Origin of the sequence: Terasakiella sediminum (assembly GCF_033100395.1) — a bacterium.
In the GTDB taxonomy this organism is placed as follows: domain Bacteria; phylum Pseudomonadota; class Alphaproteobacteria; order Rhodospirillales; family Terasakiellaceae; genus Terasakiella.
Window position 1 is genome coordinate 75485 of record NZ_JAWLVJ010000012.1, and the last position, 14437, is coordinate 89921.

General features: G+C 50.2%; 14 protein-coding genes. 10 read left to right on the forward strand and 4 right to left on the reverse strand.

The genetic code is table 11. The features are described 5' to 3' along the window. Positions 1–166 precede the first annotated feature (166 nt). Positions 167–1942 carry an acyl-CoA dehydrogenase gene (locus RYZ26_RS11170; RefSeq protein WP_317683291.1) on the forward strand — a complete coding sequence of 592 codons (1776 nt, stop codon included), beginning with the start codon at positions 167–169 and terminating at the stop codon, positions 1940–1942. A gap of 358 nt (positions 1943–2300) precedes the next feature. On the opposite strand, the gene RYZ26_RS11175 is transcribed toward RYZ26_RS11170, so the two are convergent. Further along, positions 2301–3713, reverse strand: coding sequence for a hypothetical protein (locus tag RYZ26_RS11175; protein WP_317683292.1), 1413 nt, complete (start codon positions 3711–3713; stop codon positions 2301–2303). Positions 3714–3890: 177 nt separating this feature from the next. Continuing rightward, complete coding sequence (locus tag RYZ26_RS11180; RefSeq protein WP_317683293.1) at positions 3891–4343, reverse strand: deoxycytidylate deaminase; 453 nt, start codon at positions 4341–4343, stop codon at positions 3891–3893. A 90-nt stretch (positions 4344–4433) separates the two neighbouring features. Between RYZ26_RS11180 and lptF the strand changes: the two genes are divergently transcribed. The 5 genes from lptF to rsmA all read left to right on the forward strand — a co-directional run bounded on the left by lptF (position 4434) and on the right by rsmA (position 9837). After that, positions 4434–5564: an LPS export ABC transporter permease LptF gene (gene lptF, locus RYZ26_RS11185; protein WP_317683294.1), complete on the forward strand. Its 1131-nt coding sequence runs from the start codon at positions 4434–4436 to the stop codon at positions 5562–5564. A 15-nt stretch (positions 5565–5579) separates the two neighbouring features. Further along, complete coding sequence (lptG, locus tag RYZ26_RS11190; protein WP_317683295.1) at positions 5580–6683, forward strand: LPS export ABC transporter permease LptG; 1104 nt, start codon at positions 5580–5582, stop codon at positions 6681–6683. Positions 6684–6749: 66 nt separating this feature from the next. Continuing rightward, positions 6750–8018 carry a peptidylprolyl isomerase gene (locus RYZ26_RS11195; RefSeq protein WP_317683296.1) on the forward strand — a complete coding sequence of 423 codons (1269 nt, stop codon included), beginning with the start codon at positions 6750–6752 and terminating at the stop codon, positions 8016–8018. Then, positions 8015–9013, forward strand: coding sequence for a 4-hydroxythreonine-4-phosphate dehydrogenase PdxA (pdxA, locus tag RYZ26_RS11200; RefSeq protein ID WP_317683297.1), 999 nt, complete (start codon positions 8015–8017; stop codon positions 9011–9013). Before RYZ26_RS11195 ends, pdxA begins: the two co-directional genes overlap by 4 nt. Then, positions 9010–9837 (forward strand): 16S rRNA (adenine(1518)-N(6)/adenine(1519)-N(6))-dimethyltransferase RsmA, encoded by an 828-nt coding sequence (rsmA, locus tag RYZ26_RS11205; RefSeq protein WP_317683298.1) that lies wholly within the window; start codon positions 9010–9012, stop codon positions 9835–9837. Before pdxA ends, rsmA begins: the two co-directional genes overlap by 4 nt. Here the strand turns inward: rsmA and RYZ26_RS11210 are convergent. Further along, positions 9834–10517, reverse strand: coding sequence for a Crp/Fnr family transcriptional regulator (locus tag RYZ26_RS11210; RefSeq protein WP_317683299.1), 684 nt, complete (start codon positions 10515–10517; stop codon positions 9834–9836). The two genes, rsmA and RYZ26_RS11210, sit on opposite strands and share 4 nt — an antisense overlap. Further along, positions 10510–11184 (reverse strand): Crp/Fnr family transcriptional regulator, encoded by a 675-nt coding sequence (locus RYZ26_RS11215; protein ID WP_317683300.1) that lies wholly within the window; start codon positions 11182–11184, stop codon positions 10510–10512. The genes RYZ26_RS11210 and RYZ26_RS11215 overlap by 8 nt, the downstream gene beginning before the upstream one ends. Positions 11185–11329: 145 nt before the next feature. Here RYZ26_RS11215 and RYZ26_RS11220 point away from each other — a divergent pair, with 145 nt between their 5' ends. Genes RYZ26_RS11220 through RYZ26_RS11235 form a run of 4 tightly spaced genes read left to right on the forward strand, consistent with a single transcriptional unit; the run spans position 11330 to position 14352 of the window. After that, positions 11330–12331 (forward strand): glycosyl transferase family protein, encoded by a 1002-nt coding sequence (locus tag RYZ26_RS11220; RefSeq protein ID WP_317683301.1) that lies wholly within the window; start codon positions 11330–11332, stop codon positions 12329–12331. Beyond that, complete coding sequence (gene cobA, locus RYZ26_RS11225; protein ID WP_317683302.1) at positions 12324–13076, forward strand: uroporphyrinogen-III C-methyltransferase; 753 nt, start codon at positions 12324–12326, stop codon at positions 13074–13076. The genes RYZ26_RS11220 and cobA overlap by 8 nt, the downstream gene beginning before the upstream one ends. Beyond that, positions 13073–13891, forward strand: a complete 819-nt coding sequence (locus RYZ26_RS11230; protein ID WP_317683303.1) for a CbiX/SirB N-terminal domain-containing protein — start codon at positions 13073–13075, stop codon at positions 13889–13891. Before cobA ends, RYZ26_RS11230 begins: the two co-directional genes overlap by 4 nt. Positions 13892–13908: 17 nt before the next feature. Then, a complete protein-coding gene (locus tag RYZ26_RS11235) occupies positions 13909–14352 on the forward strand; it encodes a hypothetical protein (protein ID WP_317683304.1) in 444 nt (147 codons plus the stop codon). The last annotated feature ends 85 nt before the right edge of the window (positions 14353–14437 follow it).

The window sequence follows — 14437 nt, forward strand, 5'->3', positions numbered from 1 at the left end:
TTTCCTGTTTTAAGGACAAGGCCTTATACATTGATTTACATCTACGTCACAAAAAATTAATTCGTAGACCGAACAATTATCTGGCGCTTGCGCGGGCATATCGACTATAGTCGCTCCAAATTGGAAAATCACGACTTTAAGATCATACGTTCAGGAGGTTAAAACCATGACAGTTTACAACGCACCGATCACAGAAATGGAATTTCTGATCAAGGATGTTTTTGACCTCGATACCATCACGGCCCTTCCCGGTTATGAAGAAGCCACCGAAGATATGGTGGATGCCATTCTGGAAGAAGCGGGCAAGCTGGGCCGCGACATCATTGCCCCACTCGCACGCACATCAGACGTTGAAAACCCGATCTGGAAAGACAATGACGTCACCACATCGCCCGGCTTTAAAGAAGCTTACGCCCAGTTTATCGAAGGCGGCTGGCAGGGCATCGGCTGTGACCCGGAATTTGGCGGCATGGGCCTGCCGTTTGTGCTGTCCAACGCGGTCAGCGAGATTTGGAACTCTTCCTCCATCGCCTTTGGTCTCTGCCCCATGTTGACGGGTGGCGCGATTGAAGCTTTGGAAACACATGCTTCAGACGAGCAAAAAGCCATCTATCTTGAAAAAATGGTCACAGGCGAATGGACAGGTACCATGAACCTGACCGAGCCTTCTGCCGGTTCCGACCTCGCCGCTGTCAGCACCAAAGCTGTGCCACAGGATGATGGCACTTATAAAATTTCCGGTCAGAAGATTTTCATCACCTTTGGTGAACATGACATGACCGACAATATCATCCACCTGGTCCTGGCGCGCACGCCGGATGCGCCTGCAGGGTCACGCGGTATTTCCCTCTTCATCGTACCGAAATATCTGGTCAATGAAGATGGCTCCTTGGGCGAACGCAACCCGGCTTACTGTATCTCCATTGAACATAAGATGGGTATCCATGGCTCCCCAACTGCCACTATGTCTTTTGAAGAAGCCACAGGTTATCTGGTGAAAGAAGAAAACAAGGGGCTGGCCTGTATGTTCACCATGATGAACAACGCGCGTCTGAACGTGGGGAATGAAGGGTATGCGGCGGCCGAACGTGCCTATCAGGGCGCACGCGAATATGCGCGTGAACGTATCCAGAGCCCGCTTTTGGGATCCAAAGACAAAACATCTGTCAGCATCGACAAACACCCGGACGTGCGCCGCATGCTGCTGACCATGAAGTCCAAAACAGAAGCAGCCCGTGCGATTTCTTACTTTGCTGCACGTCAGCAGGATATCTTTGCGAAATCCGACAATGATGATGCACGCGCCAATGCAGATGCGCTGATCCAGCTTCTCACACCCGTTGTTAAAGCCTACAGCACCGACATCGGTAAAGAAGTGGCGGACGATGGCGTCCAGGTCCATGGCGGCATGGGCTTTATTGAAGAGTCCGGCGCACCACAATGGCTGCGCGATGTGCGCATTACAGCGATCTACGAAGGCACCAACGGCATTCAGGCCAACGACCTGATCGGCCGTAAAGTCGCCATGAACGGCGGGGCGTATCTGGATGTGCTGCTGCCACTGGTGAAAGCTGATGTCGAAGCCGTCAAAGGCACCTTCCCCGACATGGCCTCTGCCCTTGAAGTCGGTATCGAAAACGTCGAAAAAGCCACCGCCTGGCTGGTTGAAAGCTTCAAGGAAGACCCGAAACAGGCTGCTACAGGCTCTGTCCACTACCTGCGCCTCCTCGGCAACGTCTGCGGCGGCTGGCTGCTGGCAAAATCGGCTTTGATTGCACAAAGCAAACTGGATGCGGGTGAAGGCGATCCAACCTTCATGAAAGCCAAGATTAACACCGCTCATTTCTTTGCAGAACAAATCCTGCCAACCTCTTCAGCCCTGAAAGCCATGTTCACCAGAGGCTATGGTGCGACACTAGCTTGCGAGGATGACTGGCTGTAAGCTTGGTTCCTGAAACGATAAAAGCCCTGCCTCTTAACTGAGGTGGGGCTTTTTTGTGTCCAATTCTTACGTCATTCCTGCCACTCTTTCCGTCATCCCCGCAAAAGCTGGGACCCAGAAACCGGGCTATTTGACTGGGTTCCCGCTTTCGCGGGAATGACGACAGAAAAACACCCCCCAATCCTGTCATCCCGGATTTATTCCGGGACAATCCGTTGAAGCAAACTCACTCCCGACCGCTTTCTAATCACCCGATTGTCCCGGCACACGGGCCGGGATGACAATAAAGGGAAATCATCATCAAGCGCACGCCTTCCACCCTGATGCCGCAACATGTGCGGCATGACGAGGATATCAATCAAGCATCCTGTTGATCAACTGAACTCTTCTTTAAATCATCAATTTGCTCAACATCATTTTCAAACGGTTCAGACTGCGCAGCGTTTAATCCCTCAATTACCAACTCTCTCAAACCAACTTGTAATCCTTCGCCAATACCAACAGATGCATACACAACAATAATTGCAAAACCGAAAACAAAAACGGCCCTCACCGGACTTTTCTTCTTGCCGCCAAATGTAGCAACAAGTTTCGGTGCCAACTTAGCCAGCCCTTTTAAGGAGATAATTGACGGCGGGGAACGCTCATAAATGACAAATTCTTCATGCCAGAGTTTAGCAATAAATTCATTCACACCTTCTTCTGTCGCATTTGATAGATCAAGCTGAAAGACTTTTTGAAGCTGTTGAAACATACAAGCTTCGATATCATCCACTTCCAAAGTTTCACATTTAATCACGTCTTCCAAATCAAGAATTTTGGTAAATAGATCGATATCGAAGAAAGCATCAGCATTTGCATTCTTGCCAAAAAACGCAGCAGAAAATGTAAAATCACATTTCTCTAAATATGTTTCACTTACAATAATTCGCGTTCGTTTTGCCTCTATAGTTAACGGTATAGATTCATTGTTGTAAGGTCTTGATTTCTGTTCAAAAAACGGCTCAATTGGGTTAGTTCCCTCATGATCATGGTATCTATCTTCCAGCTCCATAATCAGGCCGTTTACGTGTAATGCTCCTTTTTTCCACTCACTGTTTGGAATCAACACACGTTTACGTTCTAAGTCATTTATAACATTACGGCCATTAGGACTGTCACCACCGACAACTCTATCCTCATACCAATTGGTCCATACTTGCCAATTTTCATCACGGGCCAGAAGTAACCTCTTTAAAGTCTTCCAATATTTATCATACTCAGAAGGCATTCCCTCGTTCCATAAGGGACGTAATAGAAACTCATCAACATTATTATTTTCTTCATAAGCTTTAATATCAAATAAAATTTCTTTCCAAATTCCAGTATCAAGTGACGTCGCAAAATCCACAGCTGCAATAGCAGTTGACCTACTCGTTGCGTATGATGCTTTAGCGGAAGCAATATCGGACGCTGCAGTAATAGATACACTATCTCCGGCAGCTGAGGTTTTTAACGCCGCTGAAGCAGCCATAACCACTACTGAAGCAGGTGGAGGTAGCCTTCTTGCTGCAGAGTTCACAGACCTTACTGCCGTAAAAGATGCACCTAAGCCATACCAAGAAATTGCCAAAGAACGAAAAACAGGCAAGATTACTGTGTCCACAGGCGTTTCAACTTCTCCGCTCACCCCTTCCGAAAGAAATGGTAAAATACGCAATGCGTTTCTTGAAGCAAAGCTAGCACAAATGAAGTAATCTTGATCCTCTAACCATTTAACTAGCTCTTCCATTGACAGTCCCCCCAACAGCGCCCCCTTTCTCAATTAGATTTATGCAACTACTTTTTCAATCTAAATCAATAAAAACTACCTACTTTCTATCATAAATCACTTAAGATTGTGCATATTATTGACGTGAAAGTTGAAATAATGTGCGTAAATCACATTAAATCGTGAGATAAAACTAAACTACTCGTGGATCACAACCTCAACCCCACCTTCGGCGAACATCTCCTTCGACACGCCCATATCTTCTTCCCAGCGACTTAAAAAATCCTCAGACATGGAGACAGCATCGACGACAACCCGGGCAATACCGGCCTGGATGATTTTGCGCGCACAGCCCGAACAGGGAAAATGCGTCACATATAAGGTCGAGCCCATGGCCTGCTGTCCGGTCCGGGCCAGATTGGCAATGGCGTTTTCTTCGGCGTGGCTGGTCCATTTGTATTTTTCGGGGCGTTCGTGGCGCGCAGGTACGTCGTCGTCAACGCCGCGGGCAAAGCCGTTATAGGCGAAGGTCAAGGGGGTGCCGTCTTCCATCAGGACCACCGCGCCGACTTGCGTGCTTTGGTCTTTGGACCATTTGGCGACGGTTCTGGCGACTTCGATACCGCGCATGTTCCATTTATTTGTAGACATGGATGACTCCCTGCTTGCTTTTTTCACCACACTGATCATATTGCTTTCTTTTGTTCCATCAAGGATTATACTTCCCCAATCATGAAAAGTTTGGACAGATATCTTTTTCGACAGCTTTTTGTCGGCTTTGTACTGGTGGCCCTGGCGCTTGTTTGCGTGCTCTGGCTGACCCAGTCGCTGCGCTTTGTGGAAATGATTGTGAACCGGGGCCTTGGCATCGGCATGTTTGTCTATTTCACCGCCCTGCTGCTGCCGAACTTTCTAAGTATCATCCTGCCCATTGCGCTGTTTGCTGTGGTGACCTTTACCTATAGCAGACTGAATATGGACCGGGAACTTCCGGTCATGCGTGCCTGCGGCATGAGCAACTGGGCCATTGCCAGCCCCGCCCTAGTGCTGACCACCTGTGTCATGCTGGCATCCTATGCCTTAAACCTTTATCTCGTGCCCAAGTCTTATCAGTTATTCCGCGAACTGCAATGGGAACTGCGCCACAGTATGTCCCACCTGTTGCTGCGCGAAGGTGCCTTTAACGAGCTGGGCAGCAAAGTCACCGTTTATGTGCGTGAACGTACGCAGGAAGGCCAATTGCTGGGCATTCTGGTCCATGATGAAACCGACCCGGAACGCCCGGTTTCCCTGATGGCACAGCGGGGTGCCTTGGTGGAAGTTGACGGGTCCGCGCGTGTGATCATGTTCCAGGGCAACCGTCAGGTCGTTGAACCGACCACAGGCAAATTCTCCATGCTGCATTTTGATCGCTACACCCATGACGTACCGATCCAGAAGGGCAATAATTCCGCCCGCGTCCCCGAAGCACGTGAACTGATGGTGCTGGAACTTTTGCATCCAGAAACCACAGAGGGCCTAAGTATCCATGACTTCGGCAAACATATTGTGGAAGGTCATCAACGTATGATTACGCCTTTCCTCTGTCTTTCAAATGCCTTGGCTGCCCTGATGTTCCTGACTGCGGGGCAATTCAGCCGTCGCGGACAGGCCAAACGAATTTTGCTGGCAATCGCGGGTGTGATCCTGTTGCAGGTTGCCTCCCTGGGCATGGCGAACGTTGCGGCAAAAAACCTCACGCTTCTGCCATTGCTCTATGTCGGCACACTCCTGCCCATCCCGGTCTGCAGCTTCTTTATGAGCTGGCACCCCAAACGCAGTGCCAAAAAAGAAGCACGCGAGCTTGAATTTGCCGCGCAAGAACAGGCGTAAGGGAGGACATATCAGATGATTAGATTAGCCCCGACCCTGTCCATTTATATAGGTCGTCACTTCCTGACCCATTTTGCCATTTTGATGGTGGTTTTTCTCGGCCTGATCTATCTGATTGATGCCATTGAACTGCTGCGCCGTTCTGCCAGTCGCGAAGGTGTATCCGCCCTGATCGCCCTGCAAATGGCCTTTTTAAAATTGCCGCATCTGGGACAGGAAACCTTCCCCTTTGCCGTTTTGTTTGCGGGCATGTCCGCCTTCAGCCGCCTGACCAAATCTCACGAACTGGTGGTGACGCGTGCTGCTGGTGTTTCCGCCTGGCGTTTTATGACCCCTGCTCTCCTGGTTGCTTTTGGATTGGGTCTGTTTCAGATCATGGTGATCAACCCGCTGGGTTCTGCCGCCCTCAGCGCATTTGAACAAATGGAAAGCAAACATTTTGATGGACGTTCCAGCTTACTCAGCCTATCGGCCAATGGCCTGTGGCTGCGTCAAAGCAATCTGGAAGGTCAATCGGTTTTGCACTCGCGCTATGTGTTGCAACAGGGGGAACATGTGGATTTGAATGACGTGTCTATCTTTGTTTATAAAGACGCGGATCATTTTTCTCATCGGATTGAAGCGGATCGCGCCTCCCTCGAAGATGGCTTCTGGCATCTTTATAATGTGCAGGTCCATATCGTGGATAAACCAACCGAATATAATAACGAGCTTTGGTTTGAAACCGACCTGACGCTGAATAAAATTCAAGACAGTTTCGCCCCGCCGGAAACCATGTCTTTCTGGTCCCTGCCCAGCTTTATCGACACGATGGAAAAAGCAGGTTTCAGCGGGAAGCGGCATAAACTGCACTGGCACAGCCTGCTTTCTGCCCCCTTCCTGCTGATCGCCATGGTTTTGATTGCCGCTACCTTTACCCTGCGTCATACGCGAAAAGGCGGCACAACCTTTGTAGTCAGTGGCGGCATGCTCTGCGGCTTCGTTCTTTATTTTTTCACAGATATATCCATGGCATTGGCATTATCAGGCAGTATTCCCGTTCTACTGGCCGCCTGGGCACCTGCATCTATTTGCCTTCTTTTGGGCAGCACAATGATTTTACATTTGGAAGATGGCTAAGGGCTGTACTTTGTGTAAAATCTGTATACATTGATAGACCCTTTGGACATCACAAATTGATCAGACATGTTTAAGTTTCTTCCTTTGAAAAATCGTCTTGCCTTTTTTCTCGTCGCAACACTTTTCATCCTGCCCAATTTAGGCCATGCCCAAGGCGTGATGCGTATCGCTGCCGTGGTCAATGATGATGTCATTTCCGCCCTTGATCTGGCCCAGCGTGTACGCCTGACCATTGCGACAACACGCCTTCCCAACACACCGGAAGTGCGTAAACGTCTGACCTCCACCATCCTGCGCACCATGATTGATGAACGGCTGAAAACACAAGCAGCCGAAGAAGCTGGGGTCGAAATCACAGAACAACAGCTTCAAAACGGTCTGAACCGATATGCTCAATCCCAAAAGGTAAAGCCGGAAATGCTGGAAAAAGCCCTTGGACAAATTGGCGTTGATCTGGAGGTTCTTGAAGACCAGGCCCGTGCAGAACTGGCCTGGGGCTTCCACATCCGCAGAAACAGCCGTGATCGTCTGAAAGTGGCAGACAGCGAAGTGACCGCCGCCCTGCAGGCCATTGAAGCCAACAAGGGCAAGCCAGAATATCTATATTCAGAAATCTTCCTGCCTGTTGATGTCCCCTCTGAAGAAGCCGGTGCCCGTCAGATGGCAGAACGTCTGGTCGGTCACATCCAGAACGGATCCCCTTTCGCAGCACTTGCACGTGACTTTTCCAAAAGCCCGTCTGCGGTAAAAGACGGTAATCTCGGCTGGGTCCAGTCCGGCAATATGAACCCCGACATTGAAGCCATACTTGGCCAGTTACCGCTTGGTGGCTATTCAAACCCGATCCGCACAGCAGCTGGTTTCTACCTGCTGCATCTGCAGGATAAACGTATTTCAGGTCAGCAGGACCGTGATGAACTGCTGGACCTCGGTCAGATCATTCTACAAGCCACCCCAGCTGATCAGGAAGGCAAGCGGGAGCTCGCCCGCACACTGGCGTTCCAGGTAAAGGCCTGCGGGGAAATGGAAGGCATCGCAAAAGGTCTTCCGGGCGCAAATCATAGTATGGTCAAAGACCTGAAACTTTCTACCCTTTCCGGCGAGTTGCGTCAGGCCTTGACGAATGTGGGTCAAGGGCAAACAACAGTCCATGAACGCAAGCAAGGCTCCATCATCGTGATTATGGTATGTAAACGTGAAAAGCTACCCGCCCCGCCGGAAGTTAAAGTACGCAAAGACCTGAAAGAAAAAATCCGCCAGGAAAAGATCGCACGTGAAGACCGCCGCCTGCTGCAGCAAATCCGCCGCGCCGCTTTCGTGGATATCCGTTTATGATCAGCCCCCTTGCGCTGACTATGGGGGAACCGGCGGGCATTGGTGGAGAAATCACTATGAAAGCCTGGCGCGATCATCGTGACACCCTGCCTACCTTTTTTGTCATTGATTGCCCGCATCGATTAAGCAACCTTGCCAATCGTTTAAAATGGACCATTCCGATCTGCACCATTGATGACCCATCCGAAGCTACGGACGTTTTTAAAAACGCGTTGCCCGTGCTGGAACAACCCGTCACCAATGGGGACCCCGGGGTCATCAGTAAACATACAGGCAAATCGGTCATTGCCTCAATTGAACGCGCTGTTGCCTTGGCCCAAGCAGGTGACGCAGCCGCAGTCGTCACCAATCCGATCCACAAACATGCCCTGCATCAATGTGGATTTGACTTTCCCGGCCATACTGAATTTCTGGCTGACCTGGCAGGGATCGACACTCACCCGATCATGATGCTGGCCTGTGATGACCTGCGCGTGGTACCCATCACCGTGCATGTGTCCTTGCAGGATGCCATTCATCAATTAAGCGAAGACCTGATCGTTGAAAAATGTCTGATCACCGCAGAAGCCTTGAAACGTCGCGCCGGGATCGAAAACCCGAAACTGGCACTGGCCGGACTAAACCCCCATGCAGGTGAAGATGGCGATATGGGATCGGAAGAGATCGATATCATCACCCCTGCGATTAAACGCCTGAAAGACTACGGCATTGACGTGATGGGTCCTATGCCACCGGATACCATGTTCCATAAGGCCGCGCGGGACCGGTATGATGTCGCCATGTGCATGTATCATGATCAGGGGCTGATCCCGATCAAAACACTGGCCTTTGACGAAGGCGTCAATGTGACCCTTGGCCTGCCGTTCATCCGCACCTCTCCAGACCACGGCACGGCCCTAAACATTGCAGGCGCAGGGACAGCAAGTGAAACAAGCCTTGTTTCCGCCATCAAAATGGCAGGCAAAATGGCAGAAAGACAACAGGCACATTCATGACCACAGACAACCTTCCCCCTTTGCGCGATGTGATTGCCAAATATGACCTGGCCGCTAAAAAATCATTGGGCCAGCACTTTCTGCTGGATTTAAACCTGACAGGTCGTGTGGCCCGTGCCGCAGGGGATCTTTCCAACTGTACCGTCATTGAAATTGGTCCTGGCCCCGGTGGATTGACCCGTGCCTTACTGGCTGAAGGGGCCAAGAAAGTCATCGCCATTGAACGTGACGAACGCCCGATCGCAGCCCTAAAAGAAATTGCTGCTGCTTATCCTGGTCGTCTGGAAATCATCGAAGGCGATGCCTTGGAAATTGATCCGGCTAGCCTGTGTGATGGCCCGCGCAAGATCGTTGCGAACCTGCCTTATAATATTTCCACACAGCTGGTTTTAAATTGGCTGGAAAATATCACGGCTTATGAACGTCTGACCTTGATGTTTCAAAAAGAAGTCGCTGACCGACTAGCAGCTCAACCACGCAGCAAAGCCTATGGCCGTCTTTCCGTTCTGACCCAATGGCTGTGTAGTGTACGATCAAACTTTGATATCAAACCAAGTGCCTTTACCCCGCCGCCCAAGGTCATGTCCACGGTCGCAAGCCTGGTCCCCCGAGAAAAACCCTTGGTGGACGTCGCCCAGAAACAGCTGGAACATGTCACACAAGCCGCTTTCGGGCAACGACGTAAAATGCTGCGCGCAAGCCTGAAAACACTGGGGGTAAATGGGGAAGAACTGGCAATTAAGGCCGGGATTGAACCGACCAAACGCGCAGAAGAATTGTCCGTTGAAGACTTCTGCGCCTTGGTCAAAGCACTGGATGCCTAAGCGCCACAGAAATCGCGCAGCTTATCCAGATCAGCCACGATCACTTCATGCTTTTTACAATCCACCCCGATATCGCGCAAACGCCCTAGGGCGCGTGACAGGCTTTCCGGTTTCATACCAACGCGTGCGGCAATCAGATGCTTATCGTACGGCAGTTCAACACCAACACCTTCCTGATCCCCGGCCAGAGACAGGAACAACGCCGCGAGACGTTGGGCGGGTGATTGCGTTTTAAGCTGGATCAAATCCCCCAGCAGGTCCCGATAACGGCCCGCCATCTTTGCCAAAATGGTCTGGGAAATCCGGCTATTGTCTTCCAGCGTTTTCAAAAACGGCCCGCCATCAATACGCACCAGACGCGATTTCAGCAAGGTTTCGCAGTTCACCGGAAAACGGGCGGAGGCAAACATCGCAGCTTCGGCAAAGCTCATTTGATTGGAGAAAATCTCAACAATACTTTCTTCACCTTCATCATTGGCCGTGAACAGCTTTACCCGACCTTCCAGCAGGATATAGAAACGATCCGCCTTGTCGCCTTGAGAAAACAAAAGACTGCCTTTGTCTTCATCCACAACAACCGCCTGTTTTAACAAAACGCCCAGATCATCCATATCCAATCCTCTGAACAAGGGAATATTGGAAACCTGATCAATATCAGCTTTGCTTAAAGACTTACTCATAATCTTCTTCTCCGCAGAAATCGCGCAACAGGTCCAGGTCTTTGATCCGGATAATATTGCGATCTGTTTCCAGACCAACAGGCCTAAGCTTTGAAAGCGCACGTGACAGGCTTTCCGGCTTCATTGCAAGACGGGCGGCCAGCAGGCGTTTATCATATGGCAGTTCCAGTTCCACACTTCCTTCTTCCACATTGGTCATCCCCATCAGGAATGTGCCCAAACGTTTGGAAGTATTTTTGAGCTTCAGATCATTGATCTCTTTCACTGCACCGCGCATTTCACCGGAGATATTGGCAAAAACAGCCATCTGAAAGCCGAAATACTGACTCAGTAATTCCTGAAAATCATCCTTTGCCAGTTTGAAAAGCAAGCTGTCTTCGATGGCCTGGGCAGAAACGCAATAAGTGCTACCTTCGCAAACTTCCACCAGTCCAATCTTGCCCTTTCGTGATAAAATATCGACGACGATCTCATGATCCTGCAAGGTAACGAAAGTTTTGCAGCGCCCGGAAATCATCCAAAAGACTGAATTGGCGGGCTCATCTTCATGGCAGAAAACAGTGCCGCCTTCCAGATTTACAAGGGTGCCTTTTTCGAAGACAGGCTGCAAAACCTCAGGTTTAAGACGGTTTAAAACAGGTAGTCCGGCTAGCTGCTGTGAACTCATATTTATCTCTTAGCAAAAGTGGGCTTGGACTTTAGTATTAGAAATGATTTTATATCTTTTGCAAGGTTATTAAGAAAATTTCTCGACCTCCTTTTATTGCACCTGCTAAAAGTACATAATGAATAGACAAAGAAAGAAGTAATTTATGCCGCTAGAACATCCCTTTGCGCCCTACATCAGAATCATTGGAAAAGGGCCTCGGCTGTCACGTCCCCTGACCCGTGAAGAGGCAAAAGAAGCCACAGGCATGATCCTGCGCGGCGAAGTCGATTCTGTTCAGCTGGGTGCCTTCCTCTGTATCCTTCGGGTTCGCACCGAAGACCCGGGTGAAGGAGCAGGTTTTATTGATGCAGTACGCGACGAATTAAAGCGTCCAAACTCTATACCCGCGGTTGATTTGGACTGGCCAACCTATTCCGGCAAGGTCCGCCAATTGCCTTATTATGTTCTGGCTGCCCTCGCGCTTGCACAAAGCGGTATCAAAATCTTTATGCATGGGGTGGAAGGTCACACCGACGGCCGCCTGTTTACAGCCCAGACCTTACGCCTTTTGGGGATTGAGGCAGCAACATCCATGGAAGATGCGGCCAAGAAACTGGAAAATACAAACTTCGCCTATCTCCAGCTGGAACAGATCAATCCGGTTCTACAAGATATTATTGATCTCAAAGCAACGCTTGGTGTACGCACCCCGGTCAATACCTTTGCCCGTATGATCAATGCGTTCGATGCCAAGGCTGTGATCCAGTGCATCACTCATTCCGCCTATCGAGAACTTCATCGCGATTGCGCCAAACTTCTGGATCACAAACGCATGTGCGTGATCAAAGGTGAAGGTGGGGAGATTGAACGACGCCCGGCCAAACCTGTGAACGTACAGTACCTTATCGACGGTCAAAAGATCGATGAAGAATGGCCTGCCTTCCTGGATAGTGAACATGCTGCCCATGATGAAGTGATGGATCAATCTCGCCTGATGCAAATCTGGCAGGGCACAGACACGCATCCTTATGCGATGGCAGCGATTACGGGCACCATGGCGGTGGCCTTGAAATTACTGGGCAAGGCCGACACACCGGATGCCGCTATGGACCTGGCACAAAACATCTGGGATGGGCGCAACAAGGACAAGCTGATCAATGACTGAGCCTGAGACACAAAAAGGCCATGTGGTTCTGGTCGGTGCGGGTCCGGGTGATCCTGACCTTTTGACCTTGCGGGCCCTGCGTTATATCCAGAGCGGTGACGTAATTGTCCATGACCGCCTGGTCAGTGATGAAATTTTAAATCTGGTGCCAGAGGGCGTCAAAAAAGTCTTTGTCGGCAAAGCACCCGGTCGCCATATCCTGAAACAGGAAGAGATCAACGACCTGTTGGTAGAACTGGCCGATGAACATAAACTGATCGTCCGTTTAAAAGGCGGTGATCCGTTCGTCTTTGGGCGCGGCAGTGAAGAAGCCGAACATCTGATCAAGGCAGGTATCAGCTATGATGTGGTACCAGGCATTACCGCGGCGGCTGGCTGTGGGGCGGCTGCGCGCATTCCCCTGACCCATCGCGGCATTGCACGCAGCGTGCGCTTTATTACGGGTCATCATAAAGAAGGCCATGGCCTTGATATTGACTGGGCATCGCTGAAAGACCCGGAAATGACCGTTGTGATCTATATGGGCCTGAAGAACCTGGACAATATCGTTGAAAAAATGATTGAGGCCGGACGTGATGGCAATACACCTGCCGCCATCGTTGAAAATGGCGCGACGGATAAACAACACATTGCCTATACAACACTTGAGGGTCTATCGCAGACCCGCACGGATGGTGATTTCAAACCACCGTCCTTGCTGATCGTCGGTGAGGTGATCGAAGTTGCAAAGTTCTTAAACCAATGAGCAGCACGTTTAAAGATACCACCCTGATTATTGCCGGACATGGATCATCCAAAAGCCCGAACATGGCCCGCCCGGCACGCCGCCATGCAAAATATATCAGGGATAAAGATATCTTTGCAGACGTGCGCACCGCCTTTTGGAAAGAAGAGGTGCAGTTAAAAGACGCCCTCACGGGTGTGGAAACCGAACAGGTCGTGATCGTGCCGAACCTCGCGTGCTCCGGTCATATCAACCGGGTTGTGATCCCGCGCGAAATGGGGCTGGATGGCAAAGTCACCCAGCGCGGCCACCAAACCATCCGTATGTGTGAACCTGTCGGCGATCATCCTGATCTCCCAAAACTGATCGCGGATCGTCTGAAAACCGTGATGATCGAGCGCGACCTTCACCCCAAAGACACCACCGTCTTTCTGGTCGCCCACGGCAATCCCAACCCGGAACGCCCTGCATCCCATGACACCACCGTGATGATGACGACAAAGATTTATCAGCATTATCCGACACACGCGATCCTGCCTGCCTTTATCGAAGAAAAACCCTTTCTTCATGGCTGGAAAAATCGAACCGACAGCCCCAATGTGATCGTCCTGCCTTTCATGATTGCCGCTGGCACCCACGGGGCCAAGGACATCCCCAACTTCATCGGTGTCACCCCAACTGAAGAACAAGCCGAAGACATGCGCGAAAACGGCACCCCCGCCGGACCGTTTAATGTAGATGGTCAACAACTCTGGCTCATGCGCGCCATGGGGTCCCACCCCGGCATCGCTGATTTCATTATTGATATTGCGAAAAAACAACTTTCACCCGACTGATTGAGCAAGAGGATGACATGTTTCGAAAAAAAGTAGTTGATCCTTTTTGCTGGAAACAAAAAACCATGAACGTTGTCATGGGGGAATCATTTGAACTCCGCGTCGCCCATGGCATTGGGCAAGCTTTTGCTCGTCGGCCTTTTTATTTGAACGAACTGATTGTCCATACCTCCAATAAGATCAAACAGCAGGACTATATTATTGGTCGGGAAGAAACCTTATTCGGTCGCATATACAATCACTTCGCAGAAACGGAAGTCTATCTCATCGAAATGGATGGTGTTGCTGTGATTCAGCTTTATGAAATCATTGAGCACCACCACCCGATCAAAATAGAAAAAGGTGTGGTTTATCAAGTTTATCACGAAGATTTGAAAATCTTATACAAGCGTGCCAAGCAAACCATTACCGAGAAATACCCGCTTCTTTTCGATAAAGAAACACTGAGGCAGCTTTATTAACTTTCCTGCAAACACCGTGTCCCGGCGCAGGCCGGGACCTCTGAAACAGCGTACTTGTTATTAAAAAGGTCCCGGCCTTCGCCGG